This is a genomic window from Microbacterium sp. AG1240 (assembly GCF_003635115.1).
GTDB lineage: Bacteria > Actinomycetota > Actinomycetes > Actinomycetales > Microbacteriaceae > Microbacterium.
Window position 1 is genome coordinate 89,121 of record NZ_RBXJ01000004.1, and the last position, 17,434, is coordinate 106,554.

Annotated in this window: 18 protein-coding genes; 17 read left to right on the forward strand and 1 reads right to left on the reverse strand. The window is 69.7% G+C overall.

Features of this window, described 5'->3' with window-relative positions:
• Positions 1 to 58: 58 nt before the first annotated feature.
• From DEU34_RS15260 to DEU34_RS15305, 10 genes are all read left to right on the forward strand, one after another.
• Positions 59 to 445 carry a DUF3040 domain-containing protein gene (locus tag DEU34_RS15260; RefSeq protein ID WP_121151769.1) on the forward strand — a complete coding sequence of 129 codons (387 nt, stop codon included), beginning with the start codon at positions 59 to 61 and terminating at the stop codon, positions 443 to 445.
• A gap of 255 nt (positions 446 to 700) precedes the next feature.
• On the forward strand, positions 701 to 1,132 hold the full coding sequence (gene mraZ, locus DEU34_RS15265) for a division/cell wall cluster transcriptional repressor MraZ (protein WP_121151771.1): 432 nt from the start codon (positions 701 to 703) through the stop codon (positions 1,130 to 1,132).
• Between the two features lie 101 nt (positions 1,133 to 1,233).
• The gene (rsmH, locus tag DEU34_RS15270) at positions 1,234 to 2,187 is read left to right on the forward strand and encodes a 16S rRNA (cytosine(1402)-N(4))-methyltransferase RsmH (protein ID WP_121151773.1); all 954 of its coding nucleotides are present in this window, start codon (positions 1,234 to 1,236) and stop codon (positions 2,185 to 2,187) included.
• Positions 2,184 to 2,756 carry a hypothetical protein gene (locus DEU34_RS15275; protein WP_121151775.1) on the forward strand — a complete coding sequence of 191 codons (573 nt, stop codon included), beginning with the start codon at positions 2,184 to 2,186 and terminating at the stop codon, positions 2,754 to 2,756. Before rsmH ends, DEU34_RS15275 begins: the two co-directional genes overlap by 4 nt.
• A gap of 4 nt (positions 2,757 to 2,760) precedes the next feature.
• Positions 2,761 to 4,545, forward strand: a complete 1,785-nt coding sequence (locus DEU34_RS15280; protein WP_121151777.1) for a penicillin-binding protein 2 — start codon at positions 2,761 to 2,763, stop codon at positions 4,543 to 4,545.
• Positions 4,546 to 4,565: 20 nt separating this feature from the next.
• Entirely contained in the window at positions 4,566 to 5,978 is a 1,413-nt protein-coding gene (murF, locus tag DEU34_RS15285; RefSeq protein ID WP_121151779.1) for a UDP-N-acetylmuramoyl-tripeptide--D-alanyl-D-alanine ligase, read from the forward strand.
• 64 nt (positions 5,979 to 6,042) lie between these two features.
• The gene (gene mraY / locus DEU34_RS15290) at positions 6,043 to 7,146 is read left to right on the forward strand and encodes a phospho-N-acetylmuramoyl-pentapeptide-transferase (RefSeq protein WP_121151781.1); all 1,104 of its coding nucleotides are present in this window, start codon (positions 6,043 to 6,045) and stop codon (positions 7,144 to 7,146) included.
• On the forward strand, positions 7,143 to 8,699 hold the full coding sequence (gene murD / locus DEU34_RS15295) for a UDP-N-acetylmuramoyl-L-alanine--D-glutamate ligase (protein WP_121151784.1): 1,557 nt from the start codon (positions 7,143 to 7,145) through the stop codon (positions 8,697 to 8,699). Before mraY ends, murD begins: the two co-directional genes overlap by 4 nt.
• A complete protein-coding gene (ftsW, locus tag DEU34_RS15300) occupies positions 8,650 to 9,855 on the forward strand; it encodes a putative lipid II flippase FtsW (protein ID WP_121151785.1) in 1,206 nt (401 codons plus the stop codon). The genes murD and ftsW overlap by 50 nt, the downstream gene beginning before the upstream one ends.
• A gap of 40 nt (positions 9,856 to 9,895) precedes the next feature.
• Positions 9,896 to 10,969 (forward strand): glycosyltransferase, encoded by a 1,074-nt coding sequence (locus tag DEU34_RS15305; RefSeq protein WP_121151787.1) that lies wholly within the window; start codon positions 9,896 to 9,898, stop codon positions 10,967 to 10,969.
• 7 nt (positions 10,970 to 10,976) lie between these two features.
• On the opposite strand, the gene DEU34_RS15310 is transcribed toward DEU34_RS15305, so the two are convergent.
• Positions 10,977 to 11,330, reverse strand: coding sequence for a GntR family transcriptional regulator (locus tag DEU34_RS15310; RefSeq protein WP_121151789.1), 354 nt, complete (start codon positions 11,328 to 11,330; stop codon positions 10,977 to 10,979).
• Between the two features lie 100 nt (positions 11,331 to 11,430).
• Between DEU34_RS15310 and murC the strand changes: the two genes are divergently transcribed.
• The 7 genes from murC to DEU34_RS15345 all read left to right on the forward strand — a co-directional run bounded on the left by murC (position 11,431) and on the right by DEU34_RS15345 (position 17,431).
• Positions 11,431 to 12,843: a UDP-N-acetylmuramate--L-alanine ligase gene (gene murC / locus DEU34_RS15315; protein WP_121151791.1), complete on the forward strand. Its 1,413-nt coding sequence runs from the start codon at positions 11,431 to 11,433 to the stop codon at positions 12,841 to 12,843.
• A 6-nt stretch (positions 12,844 to 12,849) separates the two neighbouring features.
• Positions 12,850 to 13,788 carry an FtsQ-type POTRA domain-containing protein gene (locus tag DEU34_RS15320; RefSeq protein ID WP_121151793.1) on the forward strand — a complete coding sequence of 313 codons (939 nt, stop codon included), beginning with the start codon at positions 12,850 to 12,852 and terminating at the stop codon, positions 13,786 to 13,788.
• Positions 13,789 to 13,946: 158 nt separating this feature from the next.
• A complete protein-coding gene (ftsZ, locus tag DEU34_RS15325; RefSeq protein ID WP_121151795.1) occupies positions 13,947 to 15,110 on the forward strand; it encodes a cell division protein FtsZ in 1,164 nt (387 codons plus the stop codon).
• A gap of 47 nt (positions 15,111 to 15,157) precedes the next feature.
• Entirely contained in the window at positions 15,158 to 15,847 is a 690-nt protein-coding gene (locus DEU34_RS15330) for a YggS family pyridoxal phosphate-dependent enzyme (protein ID WP_259460200.1), read from the forward strand.
• 31 nt (positions 15,848 to 15,878) lie between these two features.
• Complete coding sequence (locus DEU34_RS15335; RefSeq protein WP_121151799.1) at positions 15,879 to 16,355, forward strand: cell division protein SepF; 477 nt, start codon at positions 15,879 to 15,881, stop codon at positions 16,353 to 16,355.
• A 6-nt stretch (positions 16,356 to 16,361) separates the two neighbouring features.
• Positions 16,362 to 16,661, forward strand: coding sequence for a YggT family protein (locus tag DEU34_RS15340; RefSeq protein ID WP_116648424.1), 300 nt, complete (start codon positions 16,362 to 16,364; stop codon positions 16,659 to 16,661).
• 146 nt (positions 16,662 to 16,807) lie between these two features.
• On the forward strand, positions 16,808 to 17,431 hold the full coding sequence (locus tag DEU34_RS15345; protein ID WP_121151801.1) for a DivIVA domain-containing protein: 624 nt from the start codon (positions 16,808 to 16,810) through the stop codon (positions 17,429 to 17,431).
• The last annotated feature ends 3 nt before the right edge of the window (positions 17,432 to 17,434 follow it).

Below are 17,434 nucleotides of genomic sequence, written 5' to 3' on the forward strand. Positions count from 1 at the left end.
TAGCCTAGTGATCAGCGGCACGCGTACAATCGATGCCACGAGGACAAGAGGGGGATGCATGCCACTGTCAGAGCAGGAGCAGCGTCTGCTGGACGAGATGGAACGCCATCTCATGCGAAACGACGCCGATGTCGTCACTGCCCCCGGGCGTGCCCTCAGTTATCGGAACATCGTCTACGGCACGATCCTCGTGCTCGTCGGGATCGGCGCCCTCATCGCGGGGGTCGCGATCAACGTGCAGGCCGCGAGCATCGCGGTGGGCGTGATCGGCTTCGCCGTCATGCTCGGCGGCGTAATCCTCGCCTTGACGCCGCTTCGTGGATCGGCCCCGTCGCCGACGTCTCCGACGACCGCCCCGTCGGCGGGCGCGTCGAAATCCCGCGCCGGCTCCTCCTTCATGGACCGGATGAACGACCGCTGGGACCGCCGCAACGATCCCTCCTAATCCACCCTGAGAAACCCCGACTCCGCGGAGTCGGGGTTTTTTCTTTGCCCGGATCTCCCTCCACAATCCTCCCCGGGCCTCCCGCCACGAACCCCCGCCCCGGAACGGCGGGGGTTCGTCGCGTTCACGCGTGCGCGGCATCCGCCTACCACATGGTCGAACTTCCCCGGAATATCGCTGTACATGATGGTGAAGTGGAGGAGAGTGGAGTAAAGTGGGGAACACTTCGCAGGCCGGACGAAGGGGGGGAAGCGGATGCTGCTCGGCACGCACACCCCCAAGCTCGACGACAAAGGGCGCGTCATCCTTCCGGCGAAGTTCCGCGACGACCTCAGCGGCGGCGTGGTGGTGACGCGGGGGCAGGAGCGCTGCCTCTACGTGTTCAGCGAGGCGGAGTTCGAACGGGTGCACGAGCGCATCCGCGAGGCACCCCTCAGCAACAAGCAGGCTCGCGACTTCCTGCGCATGTTCCTCTCGGGGGCGAGCGCCGAGAAGCCCGACAGCCAGAACCGGATCACGGTGCCGCCGGCACTGCGCACCTACGCCGGGCTCGAGCGCGAGCTCGTCGTGACCGGAGTCGGCGCGCACGCCGAGATCTGGAACGCCGACGCGTGGAACGCCTACGCCGAAGCCAACGAAGACACGTATTCCGAGATGGAGCAGGAGGTGATTCCGGGCTTGTTCTGATCCTCGGCCGTGATTCCCAGCCGCTCGCCCTGACGCACTTCCCCCGCGCCAGGTCGATGCGGAGGGGGATCAGGGTCCGGGATCACGAAGCCCCTCCTGTCATGGAAGCTCGCGATCTCCACACCCCCGTCCTCCTCGACCGCTGCGTCGAGCTCCTCGCCCCCGCCCTCGAGCGCGACGGAGCCGTCTTCGTCGACGCCACCCTCGGCATGGGAGGGCACTCCGAGGCGTTCCTCGAGCGTTTCCCGGGTGTTCGGCTCATCGGCCTCGACCGCGACACCGACGCCCTGCGCATCGCCGGTGACCGCCTCGCGCCCTTCGGCGACCGTGTGACCCTCGTGCACACGGTCTACGACGGCATCGCAGAGGCGATCGCCTCGGCGGGCGTCGACCGCGTGGACGGGATCCTCTTCGACCTCGGCGTCTCGTCCCTGCAGCTCGACCTGGCCGACCGCGGTTTCGCCTACGCGCAGGACGCCCCGCTCGATATGCGGATGGACCAGAGCGGGGGAGTGACGGCGGCCGAGATCCTCGCGACCTACGGCGAGGGCGCGCTCCGACGCATCTTCGAGCGCTACGGCGAGGAGAAGCTCGCCGCGCGCTACGCCCGGGCGATCATCGCAGCGCGTCAGCAGGAGCCCATCCTCCGCTCGGGGCGCCTCGTCTCGATCCTCCACGACGCGACCCCCGCGGCCGTCCAGCGCGCGGGACACCCCGCCAAGCGCGTCTTCCAGGCGCTGCGCATCGAGGTCAACCAGGAGCTCTCCGTGCTCGAGCGGGCGATGCCCGCCGCGCTCGACTCGCTCGCGGTGGGCGGGCGCATCGTCGTCATGGCCTACCAGTCGCTCGAAGACCGGCTGGTCAAGCACGTGCTGGCGGATGCTGCGGCCTCGACCGCCCCGCGCGGACTCCCCGTCGAGCTCCCCGAGCACACCCCCCGTTTCCGCGTGCTGGTCAAAGGTGCGGAGATCGCGAGCGACGAGGAACGCGCACGAAATCCCCGAGCCACACCGGTGCGTCTACGCGCCGCCGAACGATTGAAGGAGGCCGCATGAGCGATCTCGCCTACGAGCTCTTCCCGGCCTCACCGCGCCGCGTCGAGAACCCCGAACGACGTCTCCGCCCGCTCGATGCGCCGCAGCGTCGCCGTCGGCCCAAGCTCGCGTACGGCATCATCGCCGTCGCCGGCGCCGTGGCGATCGCACTGGCGCAGATGACCTTCTCGATCCTCACCACCCAGGGCACGTTCGAGGTCGCCGCGCTCAACCAGCAGCAGCGCGACCTGAACTACGAGAAGCAGATGCTCTACGACGAGGTCGCCGGCCTCGGCTCGCCCCAGTACCTCGCCGCGAACGCGTCGGCGCTGGGCATGGTCGTCGCCGACACCCCCTCCTACCTCCGACTCAGCGACGGTGCACTAATCGGGGCGGGTCAGCCCGCGTCGGGCACCTCGTCCGTCGACGCGATCGGTCGCGGGGCGGTGCAGAACGCCCTCATCGCCGACACCCCGCTCGTCACCGCGCCCGACGCCACGATCCAGGGAGCGCCCATGGCCGAATCGACGGGCGATTCCGCGACACCCCCGCCCATCGCCGACGGTCTGCCGACTCCGGCGACACGCTAGCTCCATGACGACGCGCAGCACTCGCAGTTCCCGCCGTCGCACGGTGGTCGCCCTCTCGGTCGTCCTCGCCGTGCTCATCGTCTTCGTCGTGCGACTCGTCGACATCCAGGTCGTCAACGCGCGCGAGCACATCGACGACTCGCTCGCCCTCGGTTTCGGCGCCTCGCAGACCCTCTACGGCGCCCGGGGCGAGATCGTCGACGAGAACGGCGACACGCTCGCCGGCAGCATCCTGCTGTACGACGCCCAGCTCGACCCGATGCTCGCGCAGGACGGCATCAAGCGGAAGGACGAGAACGGGAAGAGCGTCACGGTCTCCTGGCGCGACCTGGCCGCGCAGATGGCTCAGATCACCGGGCAGACGGGCGAGGAGGTCGAGAAGATCGTCACCGACGCCCTCGCCGTGAACGAGGAGTCTCGCTGGGCCTACCTCAAGCAGGGCATCACGACCGAGCAGCGCCTCGCGCTGGCCGACCTCGGTGCCCCGTTCCTCACCTTCGTCACCCACCCCGCGCGGACGTACCCCGACGGTGCGGTCGGCGGCAACCTCGTCGGCTTCGTCGGCCGCGACGGTGAAGCTCTCGCCGGCCTCGAACTGGCGCAGAACGACTGCCTCAGCTCGACCGACGGCACGCGCAAGTACCAGCGCGGCAAGGACGGCGTCATCCTCCCGGGCACCCAGGTGGACGACCCCGCGGTGGACGGGGGCACCCTCCAGCTCACGATCAACCGCGACCTGCAGTGGTACCTGACGCAGCTGATCGCCGAGCAGGCGCAGAACGTCGGAGCGAAGTCGGGAACCATCACCGTCGTCGACGCGAAGACCGGCAAGGTGCGTGCCGCCGCCGAGTGGCCGACCGTCGATCCGAACGCCTACGACGCCTCCGCCCCCGAGGACCGCTACAGCCGCATCTTCTCGGGAACGTTCGAACCCGGCTCGACGTTCAAGGCGCTCACCGCCGCGATCGCCATCGACGCGGGGGGACAGAACCCCGGCTCGACGGTGACGGCCGCCAATCGCGAGACGTTCCCGAACGGCGCGACCGTGCGCGACCCCACGGCCCACCCGGTGAACAACTACACCCTGACCGGGGTCCTCATCGACTCGTCCAACGTCGGCATCTCGAAGTTCGGCGACACCGTGTCGGCGCAGACGCGCTACGACTACCTCAAGAACTTCGGCATCGGCGGGAGCGAGAACTTCGGGCTCGGCCAGGGCGTCGGCGAGCTGCGGACGCCTGACACCTGGGACAACCAGACCTTCTACAACACGAACTTCGGTCAGGGCCTCACCACGACCGTCCCCGAGCTCGTCGGCGCATACCAGACCCTCGCGAACGGCGGGATGCGCATGCCCCTGTCGATCGTCGAGGGGTGCACCGCCTCGGACGGCACTGTCACCGACGTGCCGGATGCGACCGGTCAGCAGGTCGTCTCCCCGACGGCCGCGGACGACGTCTCGCTGATGCTGGAGAACGTCGCCACCCAGGGCTCGCTCGCCAAGCAGGTGGCCGTACCCGGATACCGACTCGCGGTGAAGACCGGAACCGGCGAGAAGAGCGATGGCATGGGCGGCTACAAGGCCGGCGCATACTTCACGACGATGATCGGATTCGCCCCCGCGGAGGACCCGCAGTACGTCGTCGCCGTCACCCTCGACGAGCCCGTGACGGTAAAGTCGTCTGCGGCCAACGCGCCCGCATTCCAGAAGGCCATGACGCAGGTCCTCAAGACCTACCGCGTCATGCCGTCGGAATCGGAGACCCCCGAACTGCCCAAGTTCGGCTGACCGCTGCGGACCGCGCACCTATGATCTCCCTCACTCTCTCCCAGCTCGCCGACGCCGTCGCGGGCGACCTCCACCTCTTCGGCGACGACACGCCCGAGACGCTCGTCTCCGGCCCCGTCGACACCGACTCCCGAGCCATCGTGAGCGGCGGTGTCTTCGTCGCCAAGCCGGGCGAGCACACCGACGGCCATCACTTCGTCGACGCCGCCGTGGCCTCCGGTGCGGCGCTCGCGATCGTCGAGCGCACGGTCGACGCGGCCGTGTCGCAGATCGTCGTGGCCGACGCGGTCGCCTCTCTCGCCGACCTCGCACGGTTCGTCGTCGCGCGCGTGCGCGAGCGCGGCAACCTCCGCATCGTCGGGATCACCGGCTCCAACGGCAAGACGACCACGAAGAACCTCCTCGCGCGCATCCTCGAGGACGACGGCGAGACGGTGTCGCCGCACGCCTCGTTCAACAACGAGGTCGGCGCTCCGCTGACCATGCTGCGGGTGACCGAGGACACCAGATACCTCGTGAGCGAGTTCGGCGCGAGCGGCCCCGGTGAGATCGCGCGGCTCGCCGGTCTCGTCACCCCCGACATCGGGGTCGTCCTGATGGTCGGCATGGCCCACGCGGGCGGCTTCGGCGGGATCGAGGCCACCTTCCAGGCGAAGTCCGAGCTCGTGCGGGCCGTGCGCGCCGGCGGCCTGGCGATCTTGAACGCCGACGATCCCCGGGTCGCCGCCATGGCCCCGATCGCCGCCGAGAGGGGCATCGACGTCCGCTGGTTCGGACGAGGCGAGACCGCCGAGGTGCGGGCCGTCGACGTCGAGGTCACCGCCACCGGCACGCGCGCCGAACTCGTCGTCGACGCAGAGCCGCTGACCCTGCACCTGCGCGTGCTCGGCGAGCATCACGTCATGAACGCCCTCGCCGCGCTGGCAGCGGCGACGGCGCTCGGCATCGACGCGGCGACCGCGGTCGCGCGCCTCGAGACGGTCGAGCTGGCCGAGCGGTGGCGCATGCAGCCTCTCGGCTCCGAGCGCGTGCGCATCATCAACGACGCCTACAACGCCAGCCCCGACTCGATGGCGGCAGCCCTGCGCACCCTCGCGCAGATCACGGGTGCGCAGGAGCGCACCGTCGCCGTCCTCGGCGCGATGAGCGAGCTCGGCGAATACGCCGAGGAGGAGCACGACCGTGTCGGACTCCTCGCGGTGCGTCTCGGCATCCAGCGCATCGTCGTGATCGGCGCCGACGCGCGGCGGATGTTCCTCGAAGCCGTCGCCCAGGGCTCCTGGGACAGTGAGGCGGTGTTCTTCGCGACCGCCGATGAGGCCTACGACTACCTGGTGACCGAGCTGCGCGACGGAGACCGCGTGCTGGTGAAGTCCTCCAACTCCGCGGGGCTGCGCTTCCTCGGTGACCGGCTCGGGGAGTTCTTCGCATGATCTCGTCATCCATGAAGACCGCGCACCTCGGGGCGCTCGGCGATCGTCTGGGAGAATCGTCCTCGTGAGATCACTCCTGACTGCAGCGGCGATCTCGCTGGCGTTCACTCTCTTCCTGACCCCGGCGTTCCTGCGCCTGTTCCGCGCGTGGGGATGGGGCCAGGTCATCCGCACCCCCGAGAACATCCACAACCCCTCGCACGGGGCCAAGCGCGGCACCCCCACCATGGGCGGCACGATCTTCATCGCCGGCACGATCGTGGGGTACCTGGTCGGATCGTTCACCGGGAACAACCCGCCCACGATCTCGGGCATCCTCGTGCTCTGGATGATGGTCGGTTTCGGAGCCGTCGGCTTCATCGACGACTACATGAAGCTGCGCCGACAGCGCAGCCTCGGTCTCGAGGGCTGGCCGAAGGTCATCGGCCAGGTGCTGGTCACCGTTCCGTTCGCGATCGTCGCGCTGAACCTCCCCAACTCCGTGGGGCAGACCCCCGCCTCGGCGTACATCTCCGTCTTCCGAGACGTTCCCGGCCTGTGGTTCATGGCGCTCGGCCCGATCATCGGCTGGCTGCTGTACCTCGCCTGGATCTCGCTCATCGGCGTCGCGTCGTCGAACTCGGTCAACGTCACCGACGGTCTCGACGGTCTCGCCGCGGGCTCGGGCATCTTCGTCGTCGGCGCCTACAGCCTCATCGCCTTCTGGCAGGTGCAGCAGGTCTGCACCAACGTGGCATCGGCGGTGCAGTCGGCCTGTTACGGAACGCGGGATCCGTTCGACCTCGCGATCATCTCGGCGTCGTTCGTCGGCGCCCTCGTCGGGTTCCTCTGGTGGAACGCGCCCAAGGCGAAGGTATTCATGGGCGACGTCGGGTCGATGGCCATCGGCGGCGTCGTCGCGGCCATGGCGATCCTGACCCGCACCGAACTGCTCCTGGTGCTCGTCGCGGGCGTCTACGTGATCGCCTCCGGCTCGGTCATCCTCCAGCGCGTCTACTTCAAGCTCACCCGCGGCAAGCGGTTGTTCCTCATGAGCCCGCTGCACCACCATCTCGAGATGCGCGGGTGGTCGGAGATCACGATCGTCGTGCGCATGTGGATCATCGCGGGGCTCCTCGCCGTATCGGGCGTCGGCTTCTTCTACGTCGAATGGCTCACGCGCGCATGAATTCGGCCCGACTCGATCCGCTCACCAGCTGGCACGCCGACTGGCGGGGGCTCCGCGTCGCCGTGCTGGGCCTGTCGGTCACCGGCTTCTCGGTCGCCGACACCCTCGCCGAGCTCGGCGCCGACGTCCTCGTCGTGACCGAGTCGGCCGACGGCGAGTACGCGCGACTGCTCCCGGTGATCGGGGCGGGCCTGCACGTCGGTCCTCTCGACGCCGTACCCACCGAGCTCGTCGACTTCGCTCCCGAGGTGGTCATCGCCTCACCCGGGTTCTCGCCGCAGCATCCGCTCGTCCTCTGGGCGCAGGAGTCGGGCGTGGCCCTCTGGGGCGACGTCGAGCTCGCGTGGCGCGTGCGTGACAAGGTCGTGCGCGCAGACGGCACGCCCGCTGACTGGGTGCTCGTCACCGGCACGAACGGCAAGACCACGACCACCCGACTCGCCGCGACCATGATGGTGCACGGCGGCCTGCGCGCGGCGCCGTGCGGCAACATCGGCGTACCGGTGCTCGACGCGGTGCGCGATCCGGCGGGCTTCGACGTGCTGGTGGTCGAGCTCTCCAGCCACCAGCTCTGGTACCTCGGTCTGCAGACGGGGCCCGAGCCCCTCTCCCCGCACGCCGCCGTCTGCCTGAACCTCGCCGACGACCACCTCGAGTGGCACGGGTCGTTCGAGGCCTACCGCGACGCGAAGGCCGTCGTCTACGCGAACACGCGCGTCGCGTGCGTCTACAACAAGGCGGATGCGGCGACGCGGGCGATGGTCGAAGACGCCGAGGTGGTCGAAGGCGCCCGAGCGATCGGTTTCGACCTGGGCGTGCCCGGACCGAGCGATCTCGGGCTGGTGGACGGGATCCTCGTCGATCGCGCCTTCCTGGAGGAGCGCGGGACGTCGGCGCTCGAGCTGACGACGGTCGCCGATCTCGCGGCGCGCGGCCTCGCCGCCCCCCACGTCGTCGCGAACATCCTGGCGGCATCGGCGCTGGCGCGTTCCGTCGGAGTGGAGCCTTCCTCGATCCGCGAGGCGCTCGAGGAGTTCGCCCTCGACCCGCACCGCATCCAGGTCGTGGCCGTCTCCGGCGGCATCACCTGGGTCGACGATTCCAAAGCCACCAACCCGCACGCGGCGGCCTCCTCGCTCGCGGCGTACCCCGGCGCCGTGTGGGTCGTGGGGGGCCTGCTCAAGGGCGTCGACATCGGCGGGCTGATCGCCTCTCGAGGATCCATCGCGAAGGCGGCGATCGTCATCGGGGTCGACCGCGGCGAGATCGTCGCGGCGTTCGCGCGACACGCCCCCGGGGTGCCGCTGTTCGAGGTCGACCACGCCGAGACTGAAGACGTCATGGCACGGGTCGTCGAACTGGCGGCGGGTGTCGCCGCGGACGGAGACGTCGTTCTCCTGGCTCCCGCGTCGGCATCGTTCGATCAATTCGACTCCTACGCAGACCGCGGCCGGCGCTTCGCCCGGGCCGTGAACGATCGGATCGACAACGGGAAGGCACCGCGTGACAGCGATCATCCCGCCGAGGACGCCCCCGAGCAGTCCGGCTCCTGATCCGGCCGGACGACGCGGACTCTCCGCCCGGGTCTCGCTCGGCAAGGTGTTCGCCCCCGTCCCGAGCGAGTTCCTCCTCATCGCCTCCACGGCGCTCCTGCTCACCGGCTTCGGGCTGGTCATGGTGCTGTCGGCGACATCCGCGCTCAACGGCGGCACCGACCCCTACGACCACGTCATCAAGCAGGGCATCTTCGCGGTGCTGGGCATCCCGCTCATGTTCGTCGCGAGCCGCATGCCGGTGAGCTTCTGGCGCAAGATCGCGTGGGTCGCTCTGATCGGTGCGACCGCCTTCCAACTCCTGGTCTTCGTGCCCGGTCTCGGCGTCAACGCCAACGGAAACCGCAACTGGGTGCAGATCCTCGGTTTCCAGTTCCAGCCCGCGGAGTTCCTGAAGCTCGCCCTCGCCCTCTGGATGGGCGCCGTTCTGTACCGCAAGCGCACGCTGCTCACGTCGTGGGGTCACGTCTTCATCCCCGTCGTCCCGGTCGCGATGATGGTCATCGCCACCGTGCTCGCGGGGCAGGACCTCGGCACCGCGATGATCCTGGTGCTGCTCGCCCTGGCCGCGCTCTTCTTCGCGGGGGTGCGCCTGCGCATCTTCATCCTCCCGGCGATCGCGGCGGTGGTCGTGGTCGGTGCGATGGCGGTGACCAACCCGAACCGTCTCGCCCGCATCATGAGCTTCCTCAACGCCGGCACGCTCGACTGCTACTACGACGACTGCTACCAGGCGCTCCACGGCGTCTGGGGTCTCGCGGGCGGCGGAGTGTTCGGTCTCGGGCTCGGCAATTCGCGGGAGAAGTACGACTGGCTCCCCGCGGCGGCGAACGACTACATCTTCGCGATCGTGGGGGAGGAGCTCGGCCTCATCGGCTGCGCTGTCGTCCTCGCCCTGTTCGCCCTCTTCGCCGTGGGCGCCTTCCACATCATCCGCAAGACCGACGACCCCTTCGTGCGCATCGTCGCGGGCGCCATCACGATCTGGGTCGTCGGCCAGGCACTGATCAACATCGGCGTCGTTCTGCGGGTGTTCCCCGTCCTCGGTGTGCCGTTGCCCTTCATGTCGCAGGGAGGCACCTCGCTGCTGTCGGTGCTGCTCGCGTGCGGTGTGCTGCTGTCGTTCGCGCGCTCGCTCCCGGTGAGGGCCCGCTGACGCACCCGTCGGTTCCGGCCGCGCCCGTTAGGGTCGATAGGTGACGACGTACCTTCTCGCCGGCGGTGGCACCGCCGGTCATGTCAACCCGCTGCTCGCCGTCGCCGACGGGCTCCGCGCGCGTGATCCCGAGGCTGTCGTGCGGGTGCTCGGCACGAAGGAGGGGCTGGAGGCGCGTCTCGTCCCCCAGCGCGGCTACGAGCTGCTGGTCGTCGACAAGGTCCCCTTCCCGAGGCGAGTGGATGCTGCGGCCGCGGCCTTCCCGAATCGGTTCCGGCGAGCGATCGCCCAGGTGCGTCGACACATCGTCGACCACGGCGTCGACGTCGTCGTCGGGTTCGGCGGCTATGCCTCGGCACCGGCCTACATCGCCGCCCGCCGCGCAGGGATCCCGTTCGTCGTGCACGAGGCCAACGCCAAGCCCGGTCTGGCGAACGTGCTCGGAGCCCGCGCGGCCGCCGAAGTGGGCGTCGCCTTCGACGGAACGCCGCTGCGCCGATCCACGGTGGTCGGCATGCCGTTGCGCCGCGAGATCGTGGACCTCGACCGCGCGGCCCTGCGCGCGGAGGCCGCCGCTCATTTCGGGCTCGATCCCGAACGTCCCACGCTGCTGGTCTTCGGAGGGTCGCTCGGCGCCCTGCGGCTGAACGAGGCGTTCGGCGGTGCGTGGCGCGACGTGCTCGACGCCGGATGGCAGCTCCTGCACGTCACGGGCGAACGGTCCGAGCTGCCCGATCCGGGTGTCGACGGATACGCGTTGCGTCGCTACATCGACCGGATGGACCTGGCCTTCGCGATCGCCGATCTGATCGTCTCGCGCTCGGGCGCGGCGACGGTCAGCGAGATCAGCGCTCTGGCAATCCCCGCCGTCTACGTGCCGTACGCGGTCGGCAACGGCGAGCAGAGCCTGAACGCCGCCTCCGCCGTCCGAGCCGGCGCCGCCTTCGTCATCCCCGACGTCGAATTCACCCCCGAGCGCGTGCGCGCCGAGGTCGTGCCGCTCCTGGCCGACAGCGCCCGCATCGCCGCGATGCGGGACGCCGCCGCATCCGTCGGCACGCGCACCGGAACCGAGAACGTCATCGCCCTGATCGACCGCGCGCTCGCGCGCTGACGCGGGGTCACGCCTTCAGCGCCGAGGCCGCCAGGGCGAGGGCATCGGCGGTGTCGATCCGCAGGGTGCGCATCTGGTCGGCGAACACGGCTGCGGCCCGCTGAGCCTGCTCGCGGGCCGGATCGTCGGAGAACGACACGTAGGTGCCGTTTCGTCCTCGGGTCTCGACGATTCCGGATGCCTCGAGTTCGCGATACGCGCGGGCGACCGTGCCGGGGGCGACCCCGATGTCTTCCGCGAGGCGACGCACGGTGGGCAGTCGGTGCCCCGCAGCGAGGACACCCGTCGACACGGCCGCGACGATCCCGGCGCGCAGCTGCTCGTACGGAGGGACGGAGGAGGCGGGGTCGATGTCGATCACGCCTTCGATTGTGCGGTGTTCTCGCCCGATGCGCGACGCGCCCGTCGTCCCGCGTGCCGCCGGTCCCCTCCCAGGAGCCCCGACTTAGGATTGACGCGCCATGATCAGACCCGACCTCAGCCTGCCCATCCCCGAGAACATCGAGGCGGCCCACTTCATCGGGATCGGTGGTTCCGGCATGTCGGGTCTCGCCCGGATGTTCCTCGCCCGCGGCATCCGCGTCTCGGGATCCGATCGCGCCGACAGCCCGGGCCTGCGCGAACTCGCCGCCCTCGGCGCCACGGTCTTCGTCGGCCATGATGCGGCGCACCTGGGCGATGCCGACACCGTCGTCCACACCGGCGCGATCTGGCCGGAGAACCCCGAGTTCGTCACCGCCAAGGCACGCGGCCTCGCCGTGATCCATCGCTCCCAGGCGCTGCACTGGCTGATCGGGGGCCGCCGACTCGTCTCGGTCGCCGGCGCTCACGGCAAGACCACCTCGACGGGGATGCTCGTCACCGCTCTGCGCTCTCTCGACGCCGACCCGACGTTCGTGAACGGCGGCGTCATTGCCGACCTGGGCGTCTCCAGCGGCACCGGCTCGGACGAGCTCTTCGTCATCGAGGCCGACGAGTCCGACGGCACGTTCGAGCTGTACGGCACATCCATCGCGCTCATCACGAACGTCGATCCCGACCACCTCGACCACTACGGCTCCGACGACGCGTTCTACGCCGCGTTCGCGCGGTTCGCCGACGGTGCCAGCGAGGGCGTCGTGATCTCCGCCGACGACACCGGTGCGCGTCGGGTGCGCGAGGCGATGCGGCATCCGCGCGTGCTGACCTTCGGCGAATCGGATGCGGCCGACCTCCGCGTGGCCGACATCCGCACCGTCGGACCGGTGCGCTTCACCGTGACCCACGAGGGCCGTACCGTCGACGCGTCGCTGCGCGTCCCGGGTGCGCACAACGCCATCAACGCCGCCGGTGCGGTCGGCGTGCTGCTGCAGCTGGGGTTCGAGCTCGAGCCCGCCGTCCGGGCGGTCGAAGGGTTCGGCGGCACCGCGCGGCGTTTCGAACTGCACGGCGTCGAACGCGGGGTAAGCGTCTACGACGACTACGCCCACCACCCGACCGAAGTGGCCGCCGCACTGTCGGCTGCGCGCACGGTCGTCGGCGAGGGGCGCATCATCGCCCTCCACCAGCCGCACACCTACTCGCGCACGGCGGCCATGTACCGCGAATTCGCGAGGGTGCTCGAGTCGCACGCCGACCACACCGTCGTGCTCGACGTCTACGGCGCGCGCGAAGATCCGATCCCCGGGGTGACCGGCGAACTCGTCAGCGACGCGTTCGCCGATCCGTCGCACGTGCACTTCGTGGCCGACTGGCAGGACGCCGCCGACTACGCCGCCGCGACGGCGCGTGCGGGCGACTACATCGTGACGCTGGGATGCGGCGACGTGAACCTCATCATTCCGCAGGTGGTGGAGGCGCTCGGCCGGATCGAGCCCGCTGACGGCGGGAGCTGACCCAGGGTGCGCCGGCCGACCCCGCTGCCCCCACCGCCCGAGCCGCGCCCGCCCGCGCCGCGCGAGCCGTCCGTCGTCGACCCCGAGGACGACACCACCCCGGTGCTCCCGTTCGAGGCCGAGCGCCGACGCCCGGCACCGATCGGGGACTTGGCCGCCGCGCCCTCGGCCGAGGCGGCCGACCTCGGTGTGCGCGACGTGTGGCGCGCCGCTCGCGCCCGCCGTCGCGCGCTGCGTGCCGAGGTGCGGCGATTCACCGTGCGCCAGCGCCGTCGACGCATGGTCTGGCTGGGCGTGCTCGGAGCGTTCGTGGTGCTCGTGGCGGGCAGCTTCGGCGTCGCGTACAGCCCCCTGTTCGCCGTGCAGCGGATCGAGGTCATCGGCACCGCGCAGCTCGACCCCGCGGCCGTCGCCGCCGCCCTCGACGATCAGGTCGGCACGCCGCTCCCGCTGATCGACGACAGCGAGATCAAGGCCGCCCTGGTGACGTTCCCGCTCGTCGAGTCGTACAGCCTCGAGGCCCGCCCGCCGAACGACCTGGTGGTGCGCATCGTCGAGCGTCAGCCTGTCGGCGTGGTGCAGTCGAGCGCGGGCTTCACGGTCGTCGACGCGGCCGGCGTCGCGCTCTCGACGAGCCCTGAGGCGCCCGTGGGGCTCCCGGCGTTCGACATCACCGGTGGCACGGGCTCCGACGCGTTCCGTGCCGCGGGCCAGGTGATCCGTACGCTGCCCGACAGCATCCGCGCGCAGGTGACCGCCGTGACCGCCTCGACGCCCGACGACGTCTCGTTCGTGCTCGGTGCGACGAACACCCGGGTGGTGTGGGGGAGTGCGGAGCAGTCGGCTCTCAAAGCCGAGACGCTCCTGAAGGTCATGATCAACCGACCGCCCGACGGCGTGCGCAGCTACGACGTGTCGTCGCCCGAGGCCGTCGTCGTCAGCTGATCGATCCGTTCGACGGAATTTGTCGCGACACGCCCGCCGCCTGGCGGCACGGCGGGGAGGCGCGGCTTACCTTCGGAATCAGGAATTGCATACCGGGCAATTCTTTAACCCTTTAGCTGAGGTTGAGGGTTTCGGGGTTCGATACAACGGAGGCCGGCATGAGCCAGAACCAGAACTACCTCGCCGTGATCAAGGTCGTCGGCGTGGGCGGCGGCGGCGTCAACGCGGTCAACCGCATGATCGAGCTCGGACTGCGCGGGGTCGAGTTCATCGCGATCAACACCGACGCGCAGGCGCTGCTCATGAGCGACGCCGACGTGAAGCTCGACGTGGGCCGAGAGCTCACTCGCGGACTCGGCGCGGGCGCCGACCCCGAGGTGGGCCGCCGTGCTGCCGAAGACCACGCCGAGGAGATCGAAGAGGCCCTCTCGGGCGCCGACATGGTCTTCGTGACCGCCGGAGAAGGCGGCGGCACCGGCACGGGCGGCGCGCCGGTCGTGGCCCGCATCGCGAAGTCGATCGGTGCGCTCACCATCGGTGTCGTCACCAAGCCCTTCTCGTTCGAGGGACGTCGTCGCCAGAGCCAGGCCGAGGCGGGTGTCACGAAGCTCAAGGAAGAGGTCGACACCCTCATCGTGGTCCCCAACGACCGACTCCTCGAGATCAGCGACCGCGGCATCTCGATGATCGAGGCGTTCGCCACCGCCGACCAGGTGCTCCTGGCCGGTGTGCAGGGCATCACCGACCTCATCACGACCCCCGGTCTCATCAACCTCGACTTCGCCGACGTCAAGTCGGTCATGCAGGGGGCGGGGTCGGCCCTGATGGGCATCGGCTCGGCCCGGGGCGCCGACAGGGCGATCAAGGCCGCCGAGCTCGCCGTCGAATCGCCTCTGCTCGAAGCGTCGATCGAGGGTGCGCACGGCGTGCTGCTGTCGATCCAGGGCGGTTCGAACCTCGGCATCTTCGAGATCAACGACGCCGCGCAGCTCGTCAAGGAGGCCGCGCACCCCGAGGCCAACATCATCTTCGGAACGGTCATCGACGACACCCTCGGCGACGAGGTGCGTGTGACCGTGATCGCCGCCGGTTTCGACGGGGGAGAGCCGTCGTTGCGGATCGACCCGGTCGTCGCGCAGCGCACCCCGGTGCCGCCGGCGCTGCCCAGCGTCCCCGCCGCCGACGAGGCGTCGCGCGAGCGCGACACCGTCGTGGAGGAGAAGAAGAAGGAGACGGTCCCGGTCACCGCCAACGTTCCCGAGCCGGCGTACGACTCGGCGTTCGGCGACGACGACCTCGACATCCCCGACTTCCTGAAATGACCCCGGCGCCGCGGGTGCGAAGCCCGCGGCGATCGAGAAGGAGTGACGTGGACGATCAGCTCGCCGAGCGGCTCGCCGCCGTCGACGCGCGAATCGCCGACGCCGCGCGCGCGGCGCATCGTGATCCGGCGGGGATCACCCGCATCGTCGTGACGAAGTTCCACCCGGCGAGCCTCGTCGAGGAGCTCCATGCCCTCGGGGTGCGCGACGTCGGAGAGAACCGCCAGCAGGAGCTCACGTCGAAGCGGGGCGAGGTCGGTCCGCTCGACGGGCTCTCCTGGCACTTCATCGGACAGGCTCAGACGAACAAGGCGCGAGCCGTGCGCGAAGCGGCCTCCGTCGTCCACTCGGTCGATCGCGCGCGGATCGCCGACGCCTTGAATGCTGCGGGCACCCCGGGGCGCGAGGTGCTCGACGTCCTCGTGCAGGTCAACCTCACCGACGACGTCGGCCGGGGCGGAGTGTCTCCCGATGGCGTCGTCGAGCTGGCCGACTACGTCGCCGGTCTCGCCGGGCTCCGCCTCAGGGGAGTGATGGCCGTCGCCCCGCTCGACGAGGAGCCCGCTCGTGCGTTCGAGCGTCTCGCCGAGGCCAGTGCGAGGCTGCGCTCGATCGTTCCCGACTCCGACTGGATCTCAGCCGGAATGACCGCAGATTTTCCCGAGGCGATCTCGATGGGTGCGACACACCTACGGATCGGCTCGGCAATAACGGGTCCGCGCCCTACTCGCGGATAGCCTCAAACCACACGAGCGAACGGAGGATGCGATGTCGAACCCGCTCAAGAAAACCATGGTGTACCTGGGCCTCGCCGACGAGGAGGAGACGTTCGATGAGCCGGCACCGCAGCCCACGAGCCGCAAGCAGCAGCCCGCAGCCGTCGAGAAGACGGCGACGGTGACCCCGTTGCACCGGCCGACCGTCGTGCGCCAGCCCACCGCCGGACCAATCAGCGAGATCCTGACGGTGCACCCCAAGCAGTACCGGGATGCCCAGACGATCGCCGAGAACTTCCGCGACGGCATCCCCGTGATCATCAACCTCTCGCAGATGTCGGACGCCGATGCGCGTCGTCTCATCGACTTCGCGAGCGGTCTGTCCCTGGGCCTCTACGGTCGCATCGAGCGCGTCACGAGCAAGGTGTTCCTGCTGTCTCCCGAGAACGTCGCCGTCTCCGGCGAAGGTGCGGTCGCGCAGGCCGACCCCGAGGCGACGCCGTTCGCCCCGGCGTCGTTCACCCCGTAATCCACGGTGAACGTCGTCGGCCTCGTCGCCTCGATCCTCAACGTCCTGCTGTTCCTCTACGTGCTCGTGCTTCTTGCACGACTCGTGCTGGAGTACATCCCGATGTTCAACAGATCGTGGCGGCCGACCGGAGCCGGTCTGGTGGCGGCGGAGCTCGTGTACACCGTCACCGACCCGCCCATCAAGCTGTTCCGCCGGTTCATCCCGCCCCTGCGGGTGGGGCCGGTGGCCATCGATTTCGCCTTCATGCTGACGATGCTGCTCTGCTTCATCCTGCTCAGCGTCACCCGCGCGCTCGCGTCGTGAACTGACGCGTCGCCGACGCGCCGCAACCCGGATCGGCACTTCGACATGCCGTTGAGGCTGAGACTATGCTGGTCCGAAGCGGCACGCGGCGGTGTGCCACCCCCGACATCGGCCCCGCGACCAGATCTCTCGGAAGAGGAACCACCATGGCATTGACACCCGATGACGTCGTCACGAAGCAGTTTCAGCACGTCCGCTTCAAAGAGGGTTTCGACCCCGACGAGGTCGACGACTTCCTCGACGAGATCGTCGTCGAGTGGCGCAAGACGATCGCCGAGAACGAAGAACTGAAGGCGAAGCTCGCCGCGTTCGAGTCCGGCGAGTCGGCCCCCGCTGCCGCCCCCGAGGCCGTCGAGGAGCCCGCCGCGGCGGAGCCCGTCGCCGAGGCGGAGGTCATCGAAGAGGTTCCCGCACCGGCGCCCGCAGTCTCGAACGAAGGCCCCGCCGCAGCATCCGCCGGAATCATCGAGCTGGCCCAGCGCCTGCACGACGAGCACGTCGCCGAGGGCAAGGCTCAGCGCGACCAGCTCATCTCCGACGCGCAGTCGCAGGCCGCGAGCATCGTGAACGAGGCCGAGGCGAAGGGCCGCGAAGAGATGGCACGCCTCGACCGCGAGCGCGCCACCCTCGAGACCCGCATCACCGAGCTGCGCACGTTCGAGCGCGACTACCGCACGCAGCTGCGCAGCTACATCGAGGGCAAGCTCCGCGACCTCGACACCACCGCCACGCCGTCGGGTTCCACCCCGGTTTCGGCGATCGGTCTCTAGGCC

Bases quoted from the DNA above. Each gene is read 5' to 3' on its own strand.
- DEU34_RS15260 (WP_121151769.1), top strand. From the start codon at position 59: ATGCCACTGTCAGAGCAGGAGCAGCGTCTGCTGGACGAGATGGAACGC.
- mraZ (WP_121151771.1), top strand. From the start codon at position 701: ATGCTGCTCGGCACGCACACCCCCAAGCTCGACGACAAAGGGCGCGTC.
- rsmH (WP_121151773.1), top strand. From the start codon at position 1,234: ATGGAAGCTCGCGATCTCCACACCCCCGTCCTCCTCGACCGCTGCGTC.
- DEU34_RS15275 (WP_121151775.1), top strand. From the start codon at position 2,184: ATGAGCGATCTCGCCTACGAGCTCTTCCCGGCCTCACCGCGCCGCGTC.
- DEU34_RS15280 (WP_121151777.1), top strand. From the start codon at position 2,761: ATGACGACGCGCAGCACTCGCAGTTCCCGCCGTCGCACGGTGGTCGCC.
- murF (WP_121151779.1), top strand. From the start codon at position 4,566: ATGATCTCCCTCACTCTCTCCCAGCTCGCCGACGCCGTCGCGGGCGAC.
- murD (WP_121151784.1), top strand. From the start codon at position 7,143: ATGAATTCGGCCCGACTCGATCCGCTCACCAGCTGGCACGCCGACTGG.
- murC (WP_121151791.1), top strand. From the start codon at position 11,431: ATGATCAGACCCGACCTCAGCCTGCCCATCCCCGAGAACATCGAGGCG.
- ftsZ (WP_121151795.1), top strand. From the start codon at position 13,947: ATGAGCCAGAACCAGAACTACCTCGCCGTGATCAAGGTCGTCGGCGTG.
- DEU34_RS15335 (WP_121151799.1), top strand. From the start codon at position 15,879: ATGTCGAACCCGCTCAAGAAAACCATGGTGTACCTGGGCCTCGCCGAC.
- DEU34_RS15345 (WP_121151801.1), top strand. From the start codon at position 16,808: ATGGCATTGACACCCGATGACGTCGTCACGAAGCAGTTTCAGCACGTC.